This window comes from Verrucomicrobiia bacterium (assembly GCA_035577545.1).
In the GTDB taxonomy this organism is placed as follows: domain Bacteria; phylum Verrucomicrobiota; class Verrucomicrobiia; order Palsa-1439; family Palsa-1439; genus Palsa-1439.
The window spans coordinates 120,921-145,830 of record DATLVI010000034.1 but is presented as its reverse complement, the minus strand read 5'-3'; the positions used below and the strand labels follow the sequence as shown (position 1 = coordinate 145,830).

Here is a 24,910-nt window from a genome sequence, read left to right as displayed (position 1 = left end):
GCTTTCGCACTCGACAAGGTTTGCACCCGCGCTACAATGACCCGGCTGGGAAGGGCACACCGATGAGCGAGCCGGCGCAAAGCGCAAAGACTATCCCGGACCCGATTGGCTATGCGCCCGATGAACCGATCTTTGATGGTTCACCTGTCGGGATTCAACTGCACACGGACTTCGGCAACTACGAGTTGCTCGAGGAGTTGGGCCGCGGCGCGATGGGCGTCGTCTACAAGGCCCGTCAACGAGACCTCGATCGTTTGGTCGCTATCAAAGTCATCCTTGCCGGCCGGCTGGCCACGCCGCAGCAAGTGCAACGTTTCCGCGACGAGGCGCGGGCCGCCGCCAAACTACAGCACGCCAACGTCGTTCGCGTCTACGACGCGGGGGAGGTGCGCGGGAACCATTTCTTCGCGATGGAATACATTGTGGGGCGGAGTTTGGCGGACGTGATGCAAACCCGTCGGTTGACGTTTGAGGAGATCGCCGAACTGATCAGCGCCGTCGCGCGCGCCATCGACCACCTCCATTCGCAGGGCATCCTGCACCGGGACCTGAAACCTTCCAACATCATCATCGATGAGCAAGAGCGGCCATTCGTGACGGACTTCGGGTTGGCGATGTTGCTGGATCGCAATGACAAGTCCGGCATGCCCTTGACGGTTGCGGGCACGCCCAATTATATGGCGCCAGAGCAGGCGGCTGGCACGCTCGTCAGCCCGCGCACGGATGTTTTCGGCCTCGGCGCGGTGCTCTACCACCTCATGGCGAACCGTCCGCCCTTTGAGGCGGCCTCCACGGTGGACACGCTGGTGCAGGTCATGGAAGGCGAGCCGCCGCGACCACGCCAACTCAATGCGCAGATCCCGGCGGAGCTGGAAACGATTTGCCTCCGCTGCCTCGAGAAACGGCCGGAGCAACGCTACGCGTCCGCCGCCGCCCTGGCCGATGATTTGGACCGGTTTCTGCGCGGTGAAGCAGTCGAGTCACGGCCTTTGGGATTGGTACATCAGCTGCAAAGCTGGGCGCGTCGTCAACCGGCCCTCGTGGCGCGTCTCAGCGGACTGGCGGCCTGCGCTGTGATCGCCCAGATCAACTACCATGTGTTCCATGACGAGCTGCTGCCGCAACAAAAAAATGTTTTAATCACCCTGGCTGTATGGGGCGTCGTATCGATCTTCTGCCAATGGTTGCTCGAGAAGGAGCGCTGGAACCATTACGCGCGCCTGATGTGGGCAGCCGCCGACGTGCTGCTGATGACGACGTTGATCCGTATCCTGGGCGCGGCCAACAGCGCGCTGGTCGCCGGCTACGCGCTGGCGATTACCGGCGCGGGACTCTGGCTTCGTGAACAGATCGTCTGGTTGGTCACTCTCACTTCCGTGGTCGGCTACGCGGTGCTGGTGGCGGATGGCTACCTTCATTACCAGGTCATGCCTCCGCCTCACTGGCACTTCGTTTTCTTAACGTTGCTCGTCGTCCTCGGCTGGGTCGTCGCCTACCAAGTCCGTCGCATCCGCAAACTCAGCCGTCACTATAGACACTAAGCTTAGCGCACCGACTTCTCCAGACACGCGCTGCTTGGGGCTTGAAGCCGGGAGGAAATTCCTGTATTCATCAAGTCCAACAGCAACCGATATCCGATTGTCAAAGGAGGACAAAATGAAGGGACATCTGGCTCGCGTTATATTGTGCGCCGCATTGCTGACCCCGGCCGTCGCGCCAGGGTTGGCGGCTGCTGCGGACAAACAGCCCAACCAGTTCAACCAGGACATGAAGCACGATCTGAAGTACCACGGATCGATCACGGCCATCGACACCACCGCCGGCACGGTGACCGTCAAGAGCAAGGAAAAGGGGGCGTTGACCATGACCGTTACCAAGGACAGCCTGCTTTTCGTCAAACATAAGAAAGGCCCGGCGGCGCTGGGCGATTTCAAGGTTGGCGAAGAAGTGCATGTGCTGTATGCCCAGTCCGGCGGGACCGTTCTGGCCCACAGCATGTGGCATCCGGGCGCCAATCCCAGCGAGAAACAGCGCGAGATCGAAAACAAGACTCCGTAATCCAACTGCGTAGCTACACCCGTTCGCAGGCTCTGTCGCCGTCGGCCGAAAAATCGGCGGCGGCAACGAGAGCCGTGTTGCAATCGCAAACTGACTCCGTCGGTTCGCACTTGCACATGCCTCTGCCACGCTGCTATGACTGACCCGCTATGGGCGCACAATGGAAACAAAAGGGCCGTGAAGCGAGCGCGTTGAAGCGTGGGCAAGTATTCGGCAAACTCGCCAAGGAAATCGTTGTCGCTGCCAAGGCGGGCGGCGCCGATCCCGACCTGAACGCGCGGTTGTTCGCCGCGATCGAGGCCGCGAAGAAACATTCCGTGCCCCGCGATACGATTGAGCGGGCTGTGAAAAAGGGCGCGGGACTCACGGGCGAGCAGGTCAACTATGAACTCGTGACTTACGAAGGCTTCGCACCACACAAAGTCCCGGTCATCGTCGAGTGTCTCACCGACAATCGCAGCCGCACGGCGCCCGAGATTCGCGTGCTCTTCAAGGCCGGCCAACTCGGCGCCATTGGCAGCGTCGCCTGGATGTTCAACCACGTCGGCGTCGTCGAAGCTCATCACACCAATGCCGCGCAGGACCTCGAGACCGTCGCCATCGAAGCGGGCGCCCAAAACGTCGAACCGGAAACCCATGATGTGCCGGCCGGCCACGTCGGCGCGCGCTTTTTTTGCGATCCCGCCGATCTGGATACCGTGAGCAAGTTTTTGTCGAACGCCGGCTGGATCGTCACGGCTTCCGAGATGAGTTACGTCGCCAAGAACACTGTTGACGTGCCCGAAGCGCAGCGCCCCGAGGTCATCGCGTTCCTTACCGCCATTGACGAACACGACGACGTCCATCGCGTCTACACCGCGATGAAGTGATGGCCGTTCGAGAGCGAACGGCGTCAATGTGATGGCCAAAAACCATCGTACAGCAGCTTCAGCGTGAGGGCGACGACCACTATTAGGAATACCGGGCGAATGAATCTTGCTCCTCGTTGGATGACTTCGCGGGCGCCAAAACGCGCGCCAATGAGTTGTCCCGCCGCCATGACCACGCCATAGTCGTAGTGGACGCGTCGACCGATGATAAAAACGATCAGTGAGAACAGGTTACTGGTAAAATTCATCGCCTTGGTGTAACCCGTCGCCTTCGTCATGTTGAATCCCAGAAAGAACATGAACACCACCGCCCAGAATGATCCGGTGCCTGGCCCGAAGAACCCGTCGTAAAACCCCAAACCCAGCCCAAAAATTGGATAGAACATTCCGGCCTTGATCCGCGGCTGTATTTCTTTGGATCCGATTCCCGGTCTCACGATCAAATAGATGATAATCCCCACGAGCAGGATCGGAATCAATTGCTTCAGGAACGCCGGGTCAACCCGCAACACCGCCAGCGCCCCCAACGAAGTCCCAACTAAGGTGAATAAGATCCCCGACCAACATTCCTGAAGATTGACCACGCCGGCGCGGGCATAGTGAAACGTTGCACTGCCCGAGCCGAAGGATGACTGGAATTTATTCGTTCCCAAGGCGTCCTTCGGCGGCAACCCAAGACTTAGCAGCATGGGCAATGTGATCAGCCCTCCGCCACCCGCAACTGTGTCCACGAACCCCGCCGCCAAGCCGGTTCCAAACAGGATGGCATACTGCCCGAGGGAATCCATGGCGGCGAAGTCTACTCTCTCCGCACTGCCTTCTTCAACATGGCTGGAGACGTATCGAAGAAACTCGCTGGGACTATGGGTCTGGCGCAATGTTTTAGGTTGCTTTTTGCAGGCACCTTCCCTACTCTGCCGCCTTCGGAAGCCCCTTGTGACCGCGTGCAGCCATCGCGGGATCCGTAACGGCGCGGGCTTGTTAGCCTGCGCCATTGTCGCGTTTTTTTCTGCCTCCACCACAACGGCTTCGACAAACGTCGCCGGAACCGTCATCGCGCCCTCGCACAATGATAAATCGGGTCTGGCGGGCTTTGCTCTCCAGATGGTCAGCCAGATTCAGTCCCAACAGCAAGAGACCTTGCAAGCGGTCCAGGATTCCCAACGGCAAAACGCGGAAACCATCCGCTTTCTCGTCACCCGGCTCAAAATTGCGATCGCGGTTGGAATGCTTCTGGCGGCCGGCATAGTAGCCGTGCTGCTTTACGTGCGAGCCGCTTTGCGATCGATCCAGCGTCGGCTGCGACCGATTCCGATGCCGTCTCCCACCGGCGGAATCACCCAGCGCCTCGCGTCGTTGCTGGAGACCGGTGAACACCTGCTCGACGTGAAACAACCGGGTAGCGCCCTCGTCTGCTTCGAGGAAGTGCTCGCCCTTGATGCTCACCATGCCAGGGCCCACGTAAAAAAGGCCGCGGCCCTCGAACAACTCGGCCGTCTGGACGAAGCTCTCGCCTGTTATGACCATGCCATCGCGCTGGACGATTCCCTCGCCGATGCCTACGTCGGCAAGGGAGCCATCTATAACCGGCTCGAGCGTTATCGCGAGGCGCTCGAATGCTACGAACACGCCGCCCATCTCCAGCCCACAATTAACATTTCCCAATTTCACTCTGTCCACTGAGCCGACGCCCCGGCGGGATCCTTACAGCGTGGGCGGCACGAACGTGCCGGGCCTTTGCACAAACCAGGTCCGCACATCGGTCACGTAATCGTTGCCCAGCGCGATCCCGATCTGAACCTGGCCGCTGATGGGTGTGGGAAAGTCAAAGCCCTTGGCGGAGATTTTAAATGTACCCGCCACTCCATTGAACTGCGCCGAGACACTCACGTTGCTGGACACCACGGAATTCGCGTTACTGGTCACCATCGAAATCACATGCTCCTTCGCGTTCACCGTGCCGTTATGAAATTTCCAGCCGGTGCTGTCGGGCGACAGCGTCAGCATCAATGGATTCGTCGGATCGCCGAGGGTCAACACCAGTATGTCATTGCTACCGAACGCGTGGTCGGACTCACCGATAAACGCGAATGTGCCGTGTACGTTCAAACTGTCGCCGGCCGTCTTGCCACCATCTTTCGCCACGCCCATCAACGATGTAATCGCCATCGTCGGCGATGCGCTCCGCGGCACAAATGTCAGCGAAAAAACCTGGGTGTCCACATCAGGATTCTGGGGGTTAAAGCCGTGCGCGCGATCCTGAACGCCGATGACCAGGTCGACCGCGCCAGTGAGTGTCACATCGGGCCGAAACCACATCCGGGTCATGCTCTGAGTGTGGTTCCTGCCCAGCGTCCCTTTCGTGTCCGGAATAATCGTGGCTACGATGTTCGTTAGCGGCTGCGATTCGAAGATGTTCCCCGACGATATGAATGAATCCGCATAGCCGTCCGCGATGAACATGGGATCGCCGTCGATGTCCGTGCTCGTAACAATGAACGTCGCGGCCGTGTTCTGCGTGACGACAATGCTGCTGGGAATCGGCCCGAGAAACGGCGGCGAATTGTTCGCGTCGGCGATGACCTTGACCCCCAGCATCTGCGTCGTGAATTGATGTTCGGCGTTCGTCGCGCTCACCGTCACCGTCACTACGCCCGTAAACTTCGGTGCCGCCGTCAGGCGCAGCACACCGTCCTGCGAGTTGTTGATGATCGTCGCGCTATTGATGACCACGTCCGTCAACGGCCGGTCATTGTTCCCCGTGTCAACCGGCGTCGACGTGATGTCCGAAAGCACATCAAAGCCGCTCGTCAGTTGGCCAAAGATCGGCTGGTGGAAGTTCAGAAACTCGGGCGACGTGTTGTTCGGATTGTCGATCGAAAGACCCGTATCGGTGATGAAAAACTGCGAGTTATTGGAATCATGGAAACTGGCGCCTAAGTTGGCCATGGCCAACTGGCCGAACCCGTCATAGGTCAGTGTCGCGACAAACTCATCATCGAGAGTCTGGTCCGATTCGAAATTGGCATTGGTCGTCGCGCCGCCCGCCTGAGCCACGAAGCCCTGGATCACGCGATGAAAGATCAGGCCGTTGTAGAAATTGCTGTTCACCAGGTCGATGATGCGCCCCGTCGTCTTTGGGGTGAGATCCGCAAAAAGCTGCAGCCGCAGGTCGCCCGTGAACGGGTCACCGTTGCCGTCCACACCACTCACGTTCAAGACCAGGCTGGGATTGCTACTCGGCGCGATCGCCGCCGTCACCCCCTTCTTGTCGACGGTTGCCGAGAACCTCAATGGTTGCCCATCCGGATCAGAACCCGTCAGCGGCATCTGGAACGTTTGCCCCCGGGGCATGGTGATATTCGTCACCACCAGCGTCAGGCTCACCGCCCGTGCCTCCACGGCAAACAGAACCAACCCGCAAACACAAACAGCCCTGCACGCCCATCGTCGCCAGGGCCATGAGAAAATTCCGGGATTCACCCTCATAGCATTACCTTTCGACCGCCCTCCCGTCAAACCCCAAACCAGTCCGCCCAGCGGTGACGCCGAACACCTCTCCTTTCGTTGAATATCTCCCATAGACCCCCTCAAAATGGGTTCGTTTTTCCAGAACGAACCCATTTGCAAATCCCTCTGCAACCTGCATAAGTTTCTATAAATACCGCTGATACACCAAAAACTTCGCGAAAACCAAATGGGTTCGTTTCGTAGAAACATATATAGGGGGGTCTTGCGGGCGAGTTGCGCACAGCAACAAGTCGTGCCATAGCCTTGGCGAAGGCGGATCACTTCATCACGTCCATCATCAATGGCGCCGACACCTTCTCACCCTCGCGCCGACGTTGCAACCGCTCCAGTTGGTTCATCGCCCGATACAACTGCCGATCCAACCCGCCCTCATACCTCATGATCTTCCCCAGCACCCCCGCCGACGGCAACACATCCGCCGCCTGCTGCGCCGTCTCCTCCTTGTTCTCCCGGTCCTTCCACTGGCGGCTCAATTCCGCCTGCCAGCCGAGCGTCGCCTCCACGTATCGCGCCACCGCCGTCCGATGCGTCTCCTTCAAATCTTCCGGGCTCAACCCGTCCGGATTCGCCAAAAACCTCGCCCGATACCCCTCCAGTACTCGCGTCATCGCGTTCGACGCGTTCATGAATCGCCCCCGCACCCAGTCAAGGGTCTTCTCCGTCAATTCACCGTCCCGTTTCACGTCCTCGTCCACCTTCTCCAGGATACGCTTCAGGTACTCCAACTCTGCGCTCGTCTTCGTCATCACCTGCGAAGCGTCATGCGTCGAGTCCATGAATATCCACACCGGAACCGGATCCCGATTCGAGCGGTCTCGCCGCCCGCCGTCCACGCTCAGCACGATCTCCCCCGTCTCCGCCGTCAACGCGCGCCGCATTCGCCATTGCGCTGTCACGATCTTGTCCACCAACATCTCCTCCACCGGCCCCACCGGCGCCAGGCTCTCCCAGCACCGTTCCCGCAACGCCTTGAACTCATCCGCCCGTTCCTGGATCCGCATCCCCCGCACCACCACCTCCGACGACAAAATCCCGTGCCGCACCGCATTCATCCGCGAATTGAGTTTCCCTTCCGCCGTCCGCGGCCCCGTTGACTTGAGAGCATTCCGCCGATTCGCCGCCAACATCTTCGGCGACACCGCTGTGGCGTCTGGCGCATTGGTTTCCTGCGTAGAACAGGTTGCTTGGCCTTCGTAGCGTCCTCGCGAAGTAGGCTCCGGCGTTTGGTTCATCGACTCTGCTACAGGTGTGACATCATTGGGGATCATAACTCTGGCCTTTCGGGTGATGTTGCTGGTTGGACTTCCGTGGATGTTGGTTGGGCGCGACCGCCGGGCGCGCCGTCCGCACGCTCCCGATCGACATCATGCCTATTCCTACTCACCCGCCAATCCTACCTAAACAGCAAAAATCCCGTGAGCGAGCTTTGGAAGCTTTGGAAGGTTTGGAAGCTTTTCTCTAAAATGCCCGTAAACATTGGGCTTTTTAGAGGCAATGAGCATTGTAAAGAACATGTAAATATCCAAGCTACCAGGTCAAATTGCCTCGCCTTGCACCGCGTTCTAGGTATGCTCCCGGTAAGAAGCGAAAGACAGCCGCCATGAAGTCCAAATCATTCCTACTGCCGCTCTCTGCCCTCACACTGCTCGTCTTTCTTGTCGTTTCAGACGTTTCGGCCACCGTCATCACGTTTGACGACATGACAAGCACAATAGTCAGCAATGGTGTACCAATCTTGCAAACTGATGCGGTTATAACAAATGGCTACCAAGGACTGAGCTGGGCTAATCTCCACACTCTAAATGCGCCTCTTGACGCAAAAAAGTTTGGCACGAACGGCTACTATTACGGAATGGTGACTGTTTCCAACGTGGCCGTTAATGACTTTGGGAATCCCGCTGAAGTCGATTCCTCAGGCACCAATTTCAATTTCCTGAGCGCTTATCTGACCGGCCCGTGGAACAGTAATCTGAGCATCGAAGTGCAGGGATACGGCGGTATAACCTCGCTGTACGACACAACGATTGTGGTCAGCGCGACAAGTCCCACTCTGTTTACCTTTAATTATCTGGGCATTGACCGCCTGACCTTCAACTCTTTTGGCGGTCAGAACGCTGGTTTCCCTCCTCCGGGTGGTGGCGGAACTCAGTTCGCCATGGACAATTTCACGTTCGAGTTTGTGCCGGAACCTTCCTCGTTTCTGCTGGCCGCCGCCGGTGCGCTGCTGCTCTGCCCCCTCCTCAAACGTAAGCGCGTAGCATGAACACGAAGTTATTCCTACTGACGCTCTCTGTCCTTGCGCTGCTTGCTTTCTCAGTCGTTCCGCCCGTTTCGGCCACCGTCATCGCTTTTGATGACATACCGAGCACGACCCTCAGCAATGGCATGCTACAGTTACTAATGTATCCGGTTATAACAAATGGCTACCAAGGGTTAAACTGGGCCAATTTCTATATTCTAAATGCGCCTTTTTTCGCGAAGAAGTATGAAACGAACGGGGAGTACTACGGAATGGTGACTGCTTCCAACGTGACCTTCAACGGCGGTGGCACTACTGCTGAAGTTGATTCCTCCGGCACCGATTTTAATTTCCTCAGCGCTTACCTGACAGGCGCATGGAACAGTAACTTGAATATCGAGGTGCAGGGATTCAGCGGCACAAACCTGCTCTACGACACAACGGTCGTTGCCAGCGCGACCAGCCCAACGCTTTTCACCTTCAATTATCTAGACATTAATCGTCTGACGTTCAACTCTTCTGGCGGCCAACCAGCCTTTGGCGTTGATGCGCCACAGTTTGCCATGGACAATTTCACGTTCGAGTTTGTGCCGGAACCTTCCTCGTTTCTGCTGGCCGCCGCTGGCGCGCTGCTGCTCTGCCCCCTCCTCAAACGCAAGCGGGCGTAACATAGATCCAATATCGCCCGGTCTCATTATCCGACCATCCAGCCTGTAGTTTGGTGACCACCCACTGCGACGTCCCGTCGTGTGCACAACGAGATTGACTCTGCCAGCCTAATCTGCCACAATCCATTATAATTCTTGGCTCACAGGGTTGTTGCGTGAACGACACCACTCATCAATGCGGCAGTAGAATCTTCTTTTTACGCGTGGCGACGCTATGTCTGTTTCTGGGCGCAATCCACCACGCGCAAGCAGGCCCGGTATTATTCGGCTCAACCATCCTGGGACCCACGAGCACTTCCAGTCTTTACCGCGTCGATTGCTCCACGGGCGCGGCGACACTCATCGGGTCGATCGGATTCAGCCACGTCGGGGCGATTGATTTCGATTCGTCCGGGACCTTGTACGGAGCCGGCACCCCTCTCGGTCAAACCAACGTCGTGCTCCTCAAGATCGATCTCACGACCGGTGCTGGCACGCAGGTTGGCGGGCTGGGCACTCCTTCCAATACCGGCGTTGCCGACATTTCCTTTCGGAACGCCGACGGCGTGCTCTACAGCTACCAGGGTGGGCATATCTACACGATCAACAAAATTACCGGTTTGGCAACGGAGGTTGGTTATACTGGCACATTTGCCGATGGCAATGGACTCGCGTTTTCCCCCGATGATACGCTATATCATGTGGATAGTCAGCACCTGCACATGGTCAACCAGACCACCGGCGCGCTCACCATCGTCACCAACATGAACTATGGAAGTCTCAATCCGAACGGTGACCCGCGCGCCAACGCGATGGACTTCGATAACACGACGGGTGTGTTGTGGGCCTCCATCATCAATGGCTTCGGCAGTGGAGGTGCGGGTACCACGAATTATCTCGCTACCATCAACATCACCAACGGTACCGTGACCGTCATCGGCCAGACGGTGTCCGGCTTGGAGGGGATCGCCGTTCAACCTCCGGCCCCTTCCCCCGCGCCCTTCAACATTACCGCGATTGCCCGGCAGGGTGACGACATCCGTGTGACGTGGACGTGCGGGCCCGCCATGACCAACGTGGTACAAGTTACCAGCGGAGCCGTCGATGGCAGCTACACAGACAACTTCACGGACCTCAGCCCGCAGATCATCCTGCCCGGCAGCCCGAGCACGATCACCACCAACTTCCTCGACAGCGGCGGCGCCACCAATCCACCTTCCCGCTACTACCGCGTGCGCCTGGTGCCGTAGGACGTAGTTTTCTTGACTTTTGTAGGTCTGTGATTCATTCTTCACACCACCTCGTCGACTGCAATATGCACAGACAGCGTAAGCTGGAGACTAAAGAGTAATACTTGGATTTGTTCCGAAAATACTGGCTGACGCTGCTGGTGGTCGCTCCCTTGACCCTCTCGGCTTTGCGCGCCGAGGCGTCCATGCAGGATGTCCAGACGGTCTTCATCATTCTGATGGAGAACCGCAATTGGTCCAACATCAAGGGGAGTTCGTCGGCTCCGTACATCAACAACACTCTCCTGCCGATGGCCTCTCATGCGGAGCAGTATTATACCCCTCCCGGCCTTCACCCGAGTTTACCGAACTACATTTGGCTCGAAGCGGGCTCGAACTTGGGCATCACCAACGATAACGATCCGAGCTTGAACCACCAAAGCACCACGAATCATCTCGTAACGCTCCTCAATAATGCCGGCATCTCGTGGACGTCGTATCAGGAGGACATCTCGGGCACCGTTTGTCCTCTCACGGCGGTAAACAAGTACGCGCCGAAACACAATCCGATGGTCTATTTCGATGACGTCACGAACACTAATACCTCCAGCTCGGCCTACTGCATCGCCAATGTGCGCCCCTACACCGAGTTGCCGACCGATCTCCAGAACAACACCGTCACGCGCTACAACTTTATCACCCCGAACCTGACCAACGACATGCACGACGGCAGCACCGCCGCCGTGGCGATCAAGAATGGCGACACCTGGCTATCGAACAACGTTCCGAAGATCCTCAACTCCCAGGCCTATAGCAATGGCGGCGCGATCTTCATCGTCTGGGATGAGGGGGCCAGCAGCAGCGATGGCCCGATTGGCATGATCGTTCTCTCTCGCCTTGCCCGGGGCGGCGGCTACTCCAATACCGTCCACTACACGCACAGTTCGACACTCCGAACGATGCAGGAGATCTTCAACGTCATCCCCTTCATGCGCGACGCTACCAATGCCACCGACCTCAGCGACCTGTTCAATCCCTTCCCCGGCATCACCAACGTCACACCCGCCTGCGGGGGCCTGTCCGGCGGCACGGCAATCACCATCAGCGGGAGCAATTTCGTCAGCGGCGCTCTCGTGACCGTCGGCGGCATCCTCGCCAGTAATGTGGTGTTCGTCACGGCCAACACACTCACGGCCACGACCCCGGCGGGAACGGCCGGCGCAAAGAATGTCGTCGTCACCAATCCCGACACGCAAACCGCGACGGTCCTCAACGGCTTCACCTACACCGTCCCGCCGTCCTTCGGTGGCGTGACCGGCGTGACAGCCGGCGTCGAAAGCGCGACGCTGGCGTGGGCCCCCGCCGCCGGCACCGGGCCAATGACCTACCGCGTGTTCCAAGCAACGTCCCCGGGCGGAGAGAACTTTGCGTCGCCGGTCGCGCAGGCCAGCGCGCCGCCGGTATTCATCGCGCCGCTCGATCCCGGTAGCACGAATCCGATCACGTATTATTTTGTCTGCCGTGCCAGCGACGCGTGCGGGAACAGCGAATCCAACACCGTCGAGCAGTCCGTCCAGCCGCTCCTCGACCCGACGAAGGACCAGGACGGCGACGGAATGCCCAATGGCTTCGAGCAGTCGCACGGGTTAAACCCGTTCAACGGGGCTGACGCCAACGATGACACCGACCACGACGGGTTCACCAATCTGCAGGAGTACCAAGCGGGCACCGACCCTACGGACGTGAGTTCGTCCCCGTTCCGCATCACCGATATTCACCCGGAAGGCGCCGACATGCGGGTCGCATGGATGCCCGGCTCCGGCACGACCAACGCCCTGCAGAGCACCGCGGGAACGACAGACGGAAGCTACGAGACAAACGACTTTACCGACCTCTTCATCGTCACCAACACCCTCGGCACGGTGACGAACTACCTCGACCTCGGTGCCGCCACCAACTTCCCCGCCCGCTACTACCGCGTGCGACTGGTGCCGTAAGGGCTACGGCTGTACGCGCTCCAACTTTGACCGCAAGAAGCGGATAGTCGCCTTTGGCATTCCGGCGTATCGTGTCGGCAGATGAAAACAGTCGAACTCGATGACCAGCGCTGGCAGGCCGTACAACAGCGCGATGTAGATGCCGACGGCCAGTTTGTCTTTGCGGTGCGTTCCACCGGCATTTATTGCCGCCCGTCCTGTCCCGCCCGCCGGCCCGCGCGGGACAAGGTCGTCTTCTTTCCCACATGCGATGCCGCCGAACAAAATGGCTTCCGCGCCTGTCGCCGCTGCCATCCGCGCGAAACTCCCGCGCACGCCACGATGGTGAAGCGTGTTTGTCAATTAATTGAAACCAACCTCGAAGGACCGCTCAGCCTGGCCGCGCTGGGCGAGAAAGTACGCATGAGCCCATTTCATCTCCAACGAATTTTCAAACGCACCCTCGGTGTCTCGCCCCGCGCCTACGCCGATGCTTACCGCTTTCGCAGGTTCAAGCATGAACTCAAACAGGGACCGTCCGCCACAAATGCCGTGTACGCCGCTGGCTACGGCTCCAGCAGCCGCGCCTACGAACGCACCGCGAGTCGCCTTGGAATGACGCCCACCCGTTACCGTAATGGCGGAGAACAAACCCGCATCCATTACCTCATCACCAAATGCGCTTTGGGTAATATGCTCGTCGCAGCCACAGACAAGAGGATTTGTATGGTCAGCTTCGGCGACAACAAAACTTCTCTTGAGCGTGCGCTCCGTCAGGAATTCCCCGCCGCCGATATGGTGACTGGTGGAGCAAACCTTAAAGTCTGGACGCGTTCGATCGTCCGCCACCTCAACGGTTACCAACCCCGGTTGGATCTCCCGTTCGACGTTCGGGCGACCGCCTTTCAATCGCGCGTCTGGACCGCATTGCGGTCAATCCCCTACGGCCAAACCCGTTCCTACACACAAATCGCGAGAGCCGTCGGTCGCCCCAAAGCCGTCCGCGCCGTCGCCCACGCCTGCGCCACCAACCCCGCCGCCGTGTTGATCCCCTGCCACCGCGTCGTCCGCGAAAATGGCGCACTCGCAGGCTACCGCTGGGGCCTCAAACGTAAACGCCGGTTGCTTGCGAAAGAATCCTCAGAGCGAGTCTGAAAAGATGATCCCTATGCCCACTTTTTACCGAGCGCATCGAGACCGGCTTTTTTCAGGTCGTCGGGCGTCATCGCGATGCGGAGTTTGACATCGGCGTTGAAGGTTAGGAACCATGGCTCGGCCAGCGCAGGAATTTTTGAGGGGTCAGCCAGATCGACGACGGCGATGGCGCCGCGTTTGCCATCCTGTTCGGTAAAATAAATCGCCTCGGGTTTGAGCGCCTCCAAAATTTCGCCAAGCTTCTTGCCGGTTACGCCTTCGCGGACGAGCGAATTGAATGGTTCGTGCGGAATTGTGATATCCAAAAGCATTCTCATGACAATCTCCCGTGGGTTTTGTTGGACGACCTCCGCGCAGTTTACGCCGGTTACGGGCCTCGTCAAGAGAGATGGATGATGGCGCATTCCAACCTCGACTCCGAAGGTCGGCGGTGCTTATCATCGGGCGCGACGGGAACCAAATATGAAACTGCCAACATCATCGAAGGCCCAGGGCCTCTGCCGGATGCTTGTGATGCTGGTCTTTGTCAGCGTGACCTCCGCGGTGCGGGCCGACGAGAACTTCACGCCAAACACCCTACCGCCCACCGTGTGGACGCTCGACAATGTTAAATTGATCGGCGGACACCGGCCGCGCGTACTCGGCGCGCCGCGGATCGCGAGTGCGGCCACGGGCGGACCGGCATTGCTGTTCAACGGCAAGAGCGACGGTCTTATCCTCCCGGTCAATCCGCTCCGGGGCTTGTCGAAATTCACCATTGAAATTCTTTTCCGACCCGATGCCGACGGCTTGCCCGCGCAGCGCTTCGTGCATATCCAGGATGACCGTGACAGCCGGGTCATGATCGAAACCCGGCTTATCAGCAGCCTGTCTTGGAGTTTGGACACATTCATGCTCTCCGGTGAGAGCGGTCGCCCGTTGCTCGACCGCACCCGGCGGCATCCCACGGGAAGATGGACCTGGGTCGCGCTGGTGTACGACGGGAAAACAATGTCGGACTATGTCAACGGCGTGAAGGAACTGGAGGGCCCGGTCAATTTCGCGCCGATGGCCGACGGACGGATGTCGCTCGGTGTGCGGCTCAATCGGGTCTATTGGTTCAAGGGTACTCTCAAGGAAGTCCGCTTCAGTCCCCTGCCGCTGAAACCAGCCGATCTACGGCGCATATCGGAGAAATAGACCGCCGTCACAACTTCACAACATTGTTCAGTCGGGTGATCTCCTCAATCCGGTGGTCAGGATCAATTTCCACCGTGCCGCCGGTCACCTCCGCGCCCTCCGGCAATGCAAGAACCACATCCGTCGTCTTCGGATACAGATCAACAGGCGCTGGTAGCGGGCCCACTTTCGCCGCGGCGATAATCTTGCCGGTACGGTCGCGAAAGGCCACCGTCGTCTCGGGTGACGGGACCGATCCGAGACTGTGAATCCGCACCCGCACTTCCCGTCCCTTCACCTGAACGTCTTCCCGATCCAGACCGAGGTCGGGGCGCTCCCAATAGGGTTTGCCGGGCGTCTTGAGTTTGAGCGAGAGTACCGTGGTCGCGCGGGGCGCGAAGGTGAATTCAAGGTTGCTCGTGCGCTCGAAGGTGTTCGTCCAGGTCGTGACCGACTGGTCGGCAACATCGTTGCCATGGGTGTCGATACCCTGCGTGATTTCCCACAACCCGGGATCGATATTCCATCCGGTCATGGTCGCGCGCACGGGCCTGGTCTCGACGTTGTAAGCGATGACCAAGAAACCCGTGGGCGTGGCATTGGGGACCAGGATCGCGACGCTCTCCTCGTTGGCCGGTGCGGCAAATTTCCAGCTGACGGCATGCCCGGGAAACTCATGGTTGCGCACCAGCGCGACGCCCCCGAGTCGCGCGCGCTGCAGGTCAGCGTAGGGCACACCGACACGGTCGATCCACAGGCTGCCCTCGGTGTTGATGTACTCGAGGCGGTCGCATTCCTCGATCTGCGCGGTGTAGAGTTTTATGAGATGCGACTTGTCCCCGGTCAATTGCCACTCGAAATGCTCCACGTTTGAACTGCGGTAGCTGGTGGAACGCGCCGAACCACGATTGTCGTTCGTGCGCGTCTCACTGGCACGGCCGGTTTCGCCCGACTCGATGCGCGGTCCCCATGTGTCACGAATACTGAGCATGTCGAGGGCGTTGGCGTTGAGCTGCATCAGCGATGTGGTGCCGCCGTCGAAAATCGGGTCCAGATACTTGCGGTCGCCCGTCCACTTCCACGCGCTCCAGAAAACCGGCCACGGAAAATAGGCGCGCGTCGCGACGCTGTCCCTGTCGTCCACGAAATGGATCGCGCTGGGTATAACGTAATGACCGTCGGCATCCCGGCGGCGGTGCGCCAGCAGGCCGTCCGCAAGTTCGAGGTCGATTTTTTTCGCCGTGGGATTGCCGTTGAAATCGACAAGCATCTGGCCGGGCGCCAGCACTAGGTAGGAATACGCCTTCGCGTATCCCCACGGGTCGTCAGTCGCCATCTTCTTGCCATTAAAATAGGACGTACGGAAGTGTCGATGACCCGCGGCGTTGATCCCGGTCAGGTCCGCAACGCCGAGTTGGGTGACCATCGCGCGCTCGAATTGGCGCGGACTACCGTATTCGAGGATCATGTTCGCGTTGAGGCAGCCGATGCCTTCCTCGTTACTGTGCAATTCGTCGGCTTGAATCGTCGGAAGGCCGGCGGTGAACATGCCGTTGTTGAAGGCCGCTTCGAGCAGCGCATGCAGCGATTTCCGGATCTTCTCCGGCTCGCAACCCATCAAAGCGACACCCGGCCACGTGTTGAGCAGGTCAACGTCATCGGAGATACCCCCGCCAAAATCGCCGTACTCGACCTGCCGATTATCGATATACCAGAGGACAAACTTTTTCACGCGCCCAAGCAGTTCGACCTGGCGAATGGCCCACAGCGGGACGTCCGCCGGCGGCATGGGAAGGTGGATCGGGGGAACCGGCTGGCCCAATTCCGCCGCCGCGTATTTACGGCCAAGAGAGTGATCGGGGTTCACACGTAGTAAATCGGTGAGGTCGGTCTCAAACCGGTTCCAGAGATTATACTTCGAGCTGTGCGGATGCTCCTCCACGAGCATCGCATAACAGTCTCTCACTTGCGTGAAGCGATCAAGCTCGTGCTCGACGCGCGCCTCCGCCCGGGGCTTGAACACGAGACGAAGCGTCGCGCCTTCGAGTGACGCCGTGTCAAAATCGCCGCCCGCACCGGCAATCGTGAGATACAGGCCTTTTCCGGGCGGCAGGATCCGGTCGCGCAGATCCAGCCAGAGCGTCCGCGCCTCGCCAGGCTTCACGCTAAATGTAAAGTCGAACATGTTCCGCAACGGCCAGAGCGGATCCTTGACCTGAATATCGAGCGGGAAGAACTTACCGTGCGTCGGTTTCACCTTGAGCGCTGGCAGATCGATCGCAATGCCGTCGAGTCCATCCTCCATATCGTCCCAGTTGTCAGGCACCAGAATGTGGACGAGTGGCAGTGACTTCACAGGCCCCGCCACGGGCGCGGCGGGGTTGGCGTCGATGGGCCGCGCAACCATCGTCGCCCGTTCATCGGCCGCATACCGGCCATTGATGAATGTCACAAGCGAATCAAGGCTGTGGTTGGTAGGTGTTGCACTCGTAAGCCGGTACGCGAACTTGGCGCTGCCCGCCGGTTCGCCGCCTGCGGTGACATTGTAAGCCACGAGTTCGCCAATCGGTTCCTCCTGCTCGACGTTGGTGAAACGAATCTTGCCGCCCGTCCTTGATGCCGGGAAATGGTGAACGGTTTTTTCCTGCCCTTGAGGACGCTCGAACAGCGTTGATTCCGCCGGGCCGTCGTTCGCGGCATTTGGTTTCAATAAATCCATCCGACCCCACGCCGCGCCGGAAATCTCAAGATGATTCCACGGCTCGTCGGGCATAACAAATGTGATGGATTTTCCTGATTGGACGTAGCAATCCCAATCGGGCAATTGAAAATAGTCGTTGCGCCCCGGCAGTCGCGACCGGTTGTAAACCCCGGGCCAGGTCGTCTCGTCGATGCCATCGCATGCCTTCCACCACCAGCGCTTCAAATCATACGCGTCGTGGATCTCCACCTTACGCACTGATGTCGTCGCGTCGGCTAAATACGGGGGTGGATCGCCGGCCCGGTTCCAGCCGTAGCGCTGCCACCATTCATCACGCCAGCGCGTATCGTCAAGTTTGCGAGCTGGCAATGGCTTGAGGTCCGTCGGCGCGTCGCCCTTCGCCAGCGTGGCGACGGCCACATCATCGAGCATGCGGTCGTAAATGCGAATTTCGTCGATATCGCCGCCGCGCACGAAGTTGTAATCGCTCTGGACGTTGTGCGGGCTGATAATGCGCGAGTGCGGGCCGAACTGGTCGAGGGCGGCGTTGTACACCGCCGCCGTTTCCTTCGTCGCCGCGAGTTTGCCGTTCACATAAAAGCGAATGCCACGCGTCTCATCCCAAGCGAGCGCGAGATGCACCCACTCATTCGGTTTGGGAAACGGATCGACCGTGACCGACACGCGCGTCCGCGCGAGGCTCGCGTCGGTCACGAACGCATCGAAGCCGTGCCCGTTGTAGTCGATGCGGAGAAAAACCATGTCCCAACTCGAATGCTCGGCGTAGCCGACGCGGAAGATGGGGAACTCCGTCGGCCCGACGGGATACCGCGAGCGCCAAAAAAACGAAAGCGTCCCGCGTTGAGCGTAGATGTTACCCGGCGCCCACCAGGCGAGCCGCTGCAGATCGCCACAACGGAGCGCCGCGCCCTTCGCGCCGTCGGGGATGCGCGTCACCTCGGAATCGAAATTCGGTTCAGGCGTGCCGCCCGCGGAGAAGTCCGCCGTCGTGCCCTTTTCGCCGGAAACATAAAACAGCAGAGCCGAGGTGTCCGCGGCTACCGGACGACAAAACACACCGGAAATAGCCAGCAGGAGCGCTACCCGCAAAGAGCGGTTGCAAGCGGTCAACAAATCCATCCTCCTCCAACCACAAGGTCCCCCCGGTAGAAAACTGCCGCTTGACCGGGTGTAATGGCTCTTTGAGCCTCGGCAAGAGATACCTTCGCCGCACCTTTACCAGTCGCCGTGACCGTCGCCTTGCAACCGGGATGTTGATGCCGGGGTTTGACGGTAATCTCTAAAGCCCCGGCCGGTTCGCCGCCGTGCCAGACGCAGTTGCTAACTTCGAATTCGCTGCGCAGCAGTTCTTCGGCGGAGCCGACGATGACGCGGTTGCTCGCCACGTCGAGTTCGATGACATAAAGCGGACGCGGTTGACCGCCCAGGTTCAAACCTTCGCGCTGGCCGATGGTGAAATTGTGAATGCCACTGTGGTGGCCGAGGACCCGTCCTTCCCTGGTCATGATTTCCCCCTTCGTGTCGACCATATTCGCGTTTTCGCGGAGAAATTTCCGGTAATCATTTTCCGGTACAAAACAAACTTCCTGGCTCTCTTCTTTGCCGTACGTCTTGAGGCCAATCTCTTTGGCGACGGCGCGGGTCTGTTCCTTGGTCAACTCGCCGATGGGAAACATGGCGCGGGCGAGCTGGTCCTGGTTGAGCGAAAACAGAAAATAGGTTTGGTCCTTGCGGTCGTCGCGGGCGCGGCGGAGTTCGTACCGGCCATCCCGGGTGATCCGGGCGTAATGGCCGGTGGCGATGGCCTCGGCGCCGAGCGCCTGAGCTTTGCGCAAAAGCGAGCCGAACTTGACCTTCTCATTGCAGATGACGCACGGATTCGGCGTGCGGCCGCGTTTGTATTCGGCGGCGAAGTAATCCATGACCTCGCTGCGAAAGGTGTCGATCTCATCGACGACGTAATACGGAATATCGAGCGAGTGCGCGACCATGCGGGCGTCCGTGACGGCCTGCGGGCCGCAGCATTTGTCCTCTTCGACGGACCGGCAATCCTGCGGCCAGCCGCGGAAGGTCAGGCCGATGACATCGTAGCCTTCCTTCTTCAAAAGATAAGCCGCGACACTGGAGTCCACGCCTCCGCTCATGCCGACACAGACTTTGGGTTTCTTGGCGTTCATTAGGACGCGGAAGTATAGGACAAAACCCTCAAATTTCAACGCTCCAGCCACAGGGTGCTGTGCTTGAAATCGAACGTGATCCGGTAGCGGCGCAGGACAGCATTCCCGAGGAAAACCTGCCCGCCGCCAGCTTCCGGGCCGATCAGGACGGTGCGTCCGGAAATGCGTGTGAACGTCGCGTCGCCGACTTTCGCCTGCTTGATTACGTAACTCGTGGCCAGCGAAGCTCCGCCGACCCCGCCCGGAATCGAGAGCGGATCTTTCTTTCCCGGTTTCCAATAACCCAGCTCGATGGCGCGCAAGCGCGGCACCAGCATCCCGTAATCGCCACCCGTATCGAGAATGCACGGGACCGGATTGCGTCCATCAATGGAGATGTCCACGGCGGGCAATTCGCTCAGCCAATGCAACGGCGCTGTCGTCAGAAACGTCAGCGTATCGTCCGGTAGATAGGCTTCGCGTGCACCGAAGATGACGTTGCCGTGGAGGTTGTCGATGGTGAGATACGACAGGTTTCGCAGTGCGTTGACGCCGAGTAGCATCACTTGCGAACCGCGCGTGGCGCCGAGCACTTGCGCATCCGGGCCAATGATCGCCACCGTCTTCTGAAATCCGATGGAACCGATCTGCATCGACGGTACGAGCGCCCCGTAGTTGTCCACCGCGCCCCCGATTCCGTACCCCGTCATCGGCTTCAGTCCGGCGATGGTCGGAATCCCAAGACTGTGCGCGAGCGTATAGCCGAAAAGATTGCGGTTGCTGCCGCTGTCGAGAAGGAGTCGCACATAGGCCGTGCCGTTGACGGTCGCGTGGATGACCGGCGCACGATAAAGTCCCCCGGCTTCACGCGGATTGTCCGTCGGAACTTCCAAGAGCGGCACGGTTACGTTTTCGGTCGCCTCAACAACATTGACCCCGGCAAAATTGGCCGAACGCTCGGTGACCTGCATTTGGATACCGAGTTCCTCGGGTGTCTTCGCGGCTTTCTGCAACTCGGCAATTTGCACGGACGAAAGCGCGGGCGTGGCCGTCTCCAGTTTAGCGTACCGATCCGTGGCGCAACTGGCCGCCAACATTGCCAACGCCGCCCAGACGAATGCTCGCCGCATAAGGCGCAGGATATAAGCCCGCCAAGCAAAGTCAATCCGCTTGCCCGTCTCGGCTTGCCCCGAACCTCTTCGGGGCTTGCGGCGGATGCGGGCAACTCGTATTGTTAGGGCAGGCGTGCATATCGTAACCTACATGCGGATTTCCGTGACGGATCGCTGCAACGAGCGGTGCGCCTACTGCCTGCCGCACGACGTGACCATCGAATGGCTGCCCAAGGGCCAAATCCTCACTTACGAGGAAATCCTGCGCGTCGCTCGTGTGGCCACCTCGCTCGGCGTCACGAAATTCCGCGTCACGGGCGGCGAACCGCTGGTGCGCAGGAACGTCGCGGAGTTTATCGGTGAGTTGCACAAATTGCCGGGCGTCACGGACATCGGCCTGAGCACCAATGCCACGTTGCTCGCTCCCCTCGCCCACCAGCTTTGCGAGAACGGGGTCACCAAGGTCAACATCTCCCTCGATTCGCTGGATGCCGACACCTACCGCGAGTTGAGCGGCAACGGCCAGCTTGCCGATGTGCTCGCGGGCATCGACGCCGCTATCGACGCAGGATTCCCGCAAGTGAAGCTAAACATGGTGCTGATGAAGGGCAAGAACGATGATGAGGTGTTCGACCTCATCGACTTCGCACGCGAGAAGGCCGTCACGTTGCGTTTCATCGAATTGATGCCCATCAGCACGGGGGAAGTGCTCACAGACGACAATTTCATCTCAGTCGGCCACGTCCGCCGCCAGATCGAACAGCGCTACGAACTCATTCCGCTGCCCGAGCCGCCGAGTGAGGTCAAAGGGAACGGGCCGGCGGCGTACTACGAAGTCAGCGGTTTGCTCAACCGCCGTGGCCAGCCGGTACGGCTGGGTTTCATCGGCGCGATGACCAACCTCCATTTTTGCGAGACGTGCAACAAGATCAGACTCACCGCCGACGGAAAGTTGCGTCCCTGCCTCGGCGCGCATCTGGAATACGATTTGAAGCCTGTGTTACGCGCCATGGACACCAGCGACGCCAAGCTGCGCGAGGTGTTCGTGCAGACGATCCGCAACAAGCCCGAGGAGCACGAGTTCCGCAACAACTACGTTCCTGGCCGCAAAATGATCGCCATCGGCGGATGAAGAAACTCACCCACGTCGATCAGCAGGGCAAAGCGCGGATGGTGGATGTGTCCGCCAAGCCGGTCCAACTGCGCGAAGCGGTCGCGCGCGGGACGATCCTTCTGCAGCGTAAAACCCTGGCGTTGATCTTCGCCAATCAAATGGGCAAAGGCGATGTCTTGTCCACCGCCCGACTCGCCGGTATCCAAGCGGCAAAGCGCACGAGTGATTTGATCCCGCTCTGCCACCCGTTGAACCTCTCCCATATCGATGTCGATCTACAGGCAAAACGCGATCGCATCGAGATCACCGCCACCGCGAAGATCGCCGCGCAAACCGGCGTCGAGATGGAAGCCCTCACGGCGGCGGCCGTCACCGCCTTGACCATCTACGACATGTGCAAGGCCGTGGACAAAGAAATGGTCATCGGCGAAATCAAACTGGTCAGCAAGACGAAGAAATGATTACCGTCGGCATTATCACGGTAAGTGACCGCGCGTTCCGCGGCCAGTACGAGGACAAAAGCGGCCCCGCGGTCAAGCAGTTCTGTGAAAAGCTCGGTTGGTCAATCACCGCTCAAGCCGTCGTGCCGGATGAAGAGGCTCTGATCGGGGACAAGACCTTCGAACTCACAAAGGCTTGCTCGTTGGTCCTGCTCACGGGCGGCACCGGCATCGCGGAGCGCGACGTCACGCCCGAGGCGATCCGTGAAATCGCCGAGAAAGAGTTGCCCGGTTTCGGCGAGGTGATGCGCGCAAAAAGTTTCGAGCGTTTCCCCCACGCCATCCTGTCGCGCAGTCTGGCCGCAGTCGTCGGCAAGTCCCTCGTCATCTGCCTCCCCGGCAGCCCAAAGGGCGCGGTGGAGTGTCTCGAATTCGTCGCCGACACGATACCCCATGCGATTGAACTCCTTGGAGAAGGGACCCAGCACCCATGATCACGCTCATTCAATTCCCGTGGTCGCCGTTTTGCATCACGATTCGACGCATCTTGGAACGCCACCGGATTCCGCATCGGATCAAGAACATACCTTCACACCAGCGTGACGCCATTATTCGCGCGACGAAAGGCCGCGCCTACACCGTGCCCTGCCTTTCCGACGGCAAGATAGCGGTCGGGGATTTCACCGACTTTGGCCAAGAGGTGGCGCGATACGTTGACCGCAAGCACAAGCTGGGTTTGTTCCCGCGCGACAAGGAAGGCATCCAGGCGATCCTCGCGCGCTACATTGAGAACGACCTGGAAGGCATCGGTTTCAAAGTGGATGATAGTTACGTCATTCCCACGTTGCCCCTTGTTGAACGAACCATGCTGACTCGCCACAAGGAGCGGAAGTTCGGCAAGGGTTGCGTTGCGCAGTGGGCGCGCGACCGCGCAGATCTTAACCATCAATTCGCAGACCTTCTCAAGCCGATCGACAACATGCTGGCGTCGTCAGAGTATCTCGTCGCGGAACGTCCGCTGTTTGTGGATTACGATCTCTACGGGATTGTGGAGAACTATCTCTACAGCGGGAAAACGAAACTGCCGCCGCTCAAGCAACTGCGGCGCTGGCACCGCGCAATGTCTCACCGGTAAGATCGTATTCGCTCGCGCCGGTAATCCGCACGCGCGCAAACTCACCGATTTGCGCCGGCCCCATGACCTGCACGCTGCCGTCGATTTCAGGGGCGTCGGCGTGAGAACGACCAACCCAGCCGCCTTCGGTCCGCTCTTCGATAAGCACCTTGATCGTCTGGCCGACAAACGCGCCCTGCACCTCACGCGACACCTGCTGCTGCAGCGCCATCGCACGCTGGTAACGTCTCTTCTTCTCCTTGACGGACAACTGCGTGGCCATCGTCCCGGCGGGCGTATGGTCCTCTTGTGAATACTGGAACATGCCAAGCCGCTCGAACTTCGCTTCGGCGATGAACTGTAGCAATTCTTCGAATTGCTTTTCAGCCTCACCCGGAAATCCAACAATGAATGTCGTGCGTAACGCAATGCCCGGGATGCCCCGGCGAATCCGTGCGATGAGATCGCGAATATACTGTCCACTCGTCTCGCGTCGCATCTGCTTCAACATCTCGTCATTGATATGTTGCAGCGGCATGTCGACGTAGCGACACACTTTGTCGCAAGCGGCGATGGTCTCGATCAGTTCGTCGTTCCAATGGTATGGATGCGTGTAGAGTAGCCGCACCCAGAACTCGCCGTCGATCTGTTGGATTTCCCGCAGCAATTCGCAGAGCAAACTCTTTCCGTCGCGTGGCCCTGGCGCCTGCGGGTCGAGGTCCTTGCCGTAAAACGTGGTGTCCTGCGAGATGAGATTGATCTCCCGCGCACCGTTGGACACGAGCGCGCGAATCTCCGCGAGGACATCGTTCAGCGCACGGCTCCGATGTTTTCCGCGAATCCGCGGGATGCTGCAAAACGTGCACGGGTGATTACAACCCTCGGCGACCTTGACGTAGGCATGATGTTTCGGCGTGAGCCGAAACCGCGGCGCCGCATAATCGGGAACATAGTTGGCCGGGCCGGACCAGAAAAGTTGCGGAGCGGTATGTCCATTCTTCGCGAGAATCTCGCGGACGATTTGCCCGATGCGCGGGACTTCGTTGAGCCCGACGATCGCATCAACCTCCGGCAATTCCTTCTGCAAATCTCTCGGGTAACGCTGTGTCAGGCAACCGGCCATGATGAGCGCCTTGCAGTTGCCCGTCTCGCGCAGTTCGTTCGCCTTCAGAATCGCGTCGATGGATTCCTTTTTCGACGCTTCGATAAAACCGCAGGTATTCACAATCACCACGTCCGCTTCCTGCGCGTTCGGTGTCACCTGCATCCCGTCGCGCAACAGCGAGCCGAGCATAACCTCGCTATCCACGAGATTTTTCGCGCAGCCGAGACTGACGAACCCGACCTTGATAGTTTGGGACGACTGCATAGTTTGTGGGGCCGGATTCTA

General features: G+C 59.2%; 22 protein-coding genes. 14 read left to right on the top strand and 8 right to left on the bottom strand.

Features of this window, described 5'->3' with window-relative positions; translation table 11 throughout:
* The first annotated feature begins 62 nt into the window (after window positions 1-62).
* The 3 genes from VNL17_12640 (at window position 63) to VNL17_12630 (ending at window position 2,927) form a co-directional block, all read left to right on the top strand.
* A complete protein-coding gene (locus tag VNL17_12640) occupies window positions 63-1,541 on the top strand; it encodes a serine/threonine-protein kinase (protein ID HXI84926.1) in 1,479 nt (492 codons plus the stop codon).
* A gap of 115 nt (window positions 1,542-1,656) precedes the next feature.
* Window positions 1,657-2,058 (top strand): hypothetical protein, encoded by a 402-nt coding sequence (locus VNL17_12635; protein HXI84925.1) that lies wholly within the window; start codon window positions 1,657-1,659, stop codon window positions 2,056-2,058.
* Window positions 2,059-2,207: 149 nt separating this feature from the next.
* Entirely contained in the window at window positions 2,208-2,927 is a 720-nt protein-coding gene (locus VNL17_12630; GenBank protein ID HXI84924.1) for a YebC/PmpR family DNA-binding transcriptional regulator, read from the top strand.
* Window positions 2,928-2,950: 23 nt separating this feature from the next.
* On the opposite strand, the gene VNL17_12625 is transcribed toward VNL17_12630, so the two are convergent.
* Complete coding sequence (locus VNL17_12625; protein ID HXI84923.1) at window positions 2,951-3,715, bottom strand: TSUP family transporter; 765 nt, start codon at window positions 3,713-3,715, stop codon at window positions 2,951-2,953.
* A gap of 148 nt (window positions 3,716-3,863) precedes the next feature.
* On the opposite strand from VNL17_12625, the gene VNL17_12620 reads away from it, so the two are divergent.
* Entirely contained in the window at window positions 3,864-4,610 is a 747-nt protein-coding gene (locus VNL17_12620; GenBank protein ID HXI84922.1) for a tetratricopeptide repeat protein, read from the top strand.
* A gap of 21 nt (window positions 4,611-4,631) precedes the next feature.
* On the opposite strand, the gene VNL17_12615 is transcribed toward VNL17_12620, so the two are convergent.
* Together VNL17_12615 and VNL17_12610 are read right to left on the bottom strand one after the other, a co-directional pair.
* A complete protein-coding gene (locus VNL17_12615; GenBank protein HXI84921.1) occupies window positions 4,632-6,314 on the bottom strand; it encodes a peptidylprolyl isomerase in 1,683 nt (560 codons plus the stop codon).
* A 401-nt stretch (window positions 6,315-6,715) separates the two neighbouring features.
* Window positions 6,716-7,726: a hypothetical protein gene (locus VNL17_12610; GenBank protein ID HXI84920.1), complete on the bottom strand. Its 1,011-nt coding sequence runs from the start codon at window positions 7,724-7,726 to the stop codon at window positions 6,716-6,718.
* 332 nt (window positions 7,727-8,058) lie between these two features.
* Between VNL17_12610 and VNL17_12605 the strand changes: the two genes are divergently transcribed.
* The 5 genes from VNL17_12605 (at window position 8,059) to ada (ending at window position 13,704) form a co-directional block, all read left to right on the top strand.
* On the top strand, window positions 8,059-8,721 hold the full coding sequence (locus VNL17_12605; GenBank protein ID HXI84919.1) for a PEP-CTERM sorting domain-containing protein: 663 nt from the start codon (window positions 8,059-8,061) through the stop codon (window positions 8,719-8,721).
* Window positions 8,718-9,365: a hypothetical protein gene (locus tag VNL17_12600; protein HXI84918.1), complete on the top strand. Its 648-nt coding sequence runs from the start codon at window positions 8,718-8,720 to the stop codon at window positions 9,363-9,365. The genes VNL17_12605 and VNL17_12600 overlap by 4 nt, the downstream gene beginning before the upstream one ends.
* Window positions 9,366-9,520: 155 nt before the next feature.
* A complete protein-coding gene (locus VNL17_12595; GenBank protein ID HXI84917.1) occupies window positions 9,521-10,594 on the top strand; it encodes a hypothetical protein in 1,074 nt (357 codons plus the stop codon).
* 104 nt (window positions 10,595-10,698) lie between these two features.
* Window positions 10,699-12,570: an alkaline phosphatase family protein gene (locus tag VNL17_12590; GenBank protein HXI84916.1), complete on the top strand. Its 1,872-nt coding sequence runs from the start codon at window positions 10,699-10,701 to the stop codon at window positions 12,568-12,570.
* 81 nt (window positions 12,571-12,651) lie between these two features.
* A complete protein-coding gene (ada, locus tag VNL17_12585; protein ID HXI84915.1) occupies window positions 12,652-13,704 on the top strand; it encodes a bifunctional DNA-binding transcriptional regulator/O6-methylguanine-DNA methyltransferase Ada in 1,053 nt (350 codons plus the stop codon).
* A gap of 11 nt (window positions 13,705-13,715) precedes the next feature.
* On the opposite strand, the gene VNL17_12580 is transcribed toward ada, so the two are convergent.
* A complete protein-coding gene (locus tag VNL17_12580) occupies window positions 13,716-14,021 on the bottom strand; it encodes a panthothenate synthetase (GenBank protein ID HXI84914.1) in 306 nt (101 codons plus the stop codon).
* Between the two features lie 145 nt (window positions 14,022-14,166).
* Between VNL17_12580 and VNL17_12575 the strand changes: the two genes are divergently transcribed.
* Entirely contained in the window at window positions 14,167-14,883 is a 717-nt protein-coding gene (locus VNL17_12575) for a LamG domain-containing protein (GenBank protein ID HXI84913.1), read from the top strand.
* Between the two features lie 7 nt (window positions 14,884-14,890).
* Here the strand turns inward: VNL17_12575 and VNL17_12570 are convergent, their stop codons facing one another.
* Genes VNL17_12570 through VNL17_12560 form a run of 3 tightly spaced genes read right to left on the bottom strand, consistent with a single transcriptional unit; the run spans window position 14,891 to window position 20,870 of the window.
* Window positions 14,891-18,694, bottom strand: a complete 3,804-nt coding sequence (locus VNL17_12570) for a LamG-like jellyroll fold domain-containing protein (protein HXI84912.1) — start codon at window positions 18,692-18,694, stop codon at window positions 14,891-14,893.
* Entirely contained in the window at window positions 18,691-19,761 is a 1,071-nt protein-coding gene (gene mnmA, locus VNL17_12565; GenBank protein ID HXI84911.1) for a tRNA 2-thiouridine(34) synthase MnmA, read from the bottom strand. The genes VNL17_12570 and mnmA overlap by 4 nt, the downstream gene beginning before the upstream one ends.
* 35 nt (window positions 19,762-19,796) lie before the next feature.
* Complete coding sequence (locus VNL17_12560) at window positions 19,797-20,870, bottom strand: aspartyl protease family protein (GenBank protein ID HXI84910.1); 1,074 nt, start codon at window positions 20,868-20,870, stop codon at window positions 19,797-19,799.
* Window positions 20,871-20,985: 115 nt separating this feature from the next.
* Here VNL17_12560 and moaA point away from each other — a divergent pair, with 115 nt between their 5' ends.
* The 4 genes from moaA to VNL17_12540 are packed head-to-tail and all read left to right on the top strand — an operon-like array spanning window position 20,986 to window position 23,541.
* Entirely contained in the window at window positions 20,986-21,984 is a 999-nt protein-coding gene (gene moaA, locus VNL17_12555; protein HXI84909.1) for a GTP 3',8-cyclase MoaA, read from the top strand.
* Window positions 21,981-22,427, top strand: coding sequence for a cyclic pyranopterin monophosphate synthase MoaC (gene moaC, locus VNL17_12550; GenBank protein HXI84908.1), 447 nt, complete (start codon window positions 21,981-21,983; stop codon window positions 22,425-22,427). Before moaA ends, moaC begins: the two co-directional genes overlap by 4 nt.
* On the top strand, window positions 22,424-22,900 hold the full coding sequence (locus VNL17_12545) for a MogA/MoaB family molybdenum cofactor biosynthesis protein (protein HXI84907.1): 477 nt from the start codon (window positions 22,424-22,426) through the stop codon (window positions 22,898-22,900). Before moaC ends, VNL17_12545 begins: the two co-directional genes overlap by 4 nt.
* Complete coding sequence (locus VNL17_12540) at window positions 22,897-23,541, top strand: glutathione S-transferase N-terminal domain-containing protein (GenBank protein ID HXI84906.1); 645 nt, start codon at window positions 22,897-22,899, stop codon at window positions 23,539-23,541. Before VNL17_12545 ends, VNL17_12540 begins: the two co-directional genes overlap by 4 nt.
* Here VNL17_12540 and rimO read toward each other — a convergent pair.
* Window positions 23,498-24,889 (bottom strand): 30S ribosomal protein S12 methylthiotransferase RimO, encoded by a 1,392-nt coding sequence (rimO, locus tag VNL17_12535; GenBank protein HXI84905.1) that lies wholly within the window; start codon window positions 24,887-24,889, stop codon window positions 23,498-23,500. The genes VNL17_12540 and rimO overlap by 44 nt on opposite strands.
* Window positions 24,890-24,910: the final 21 nt, after the last annotated feature.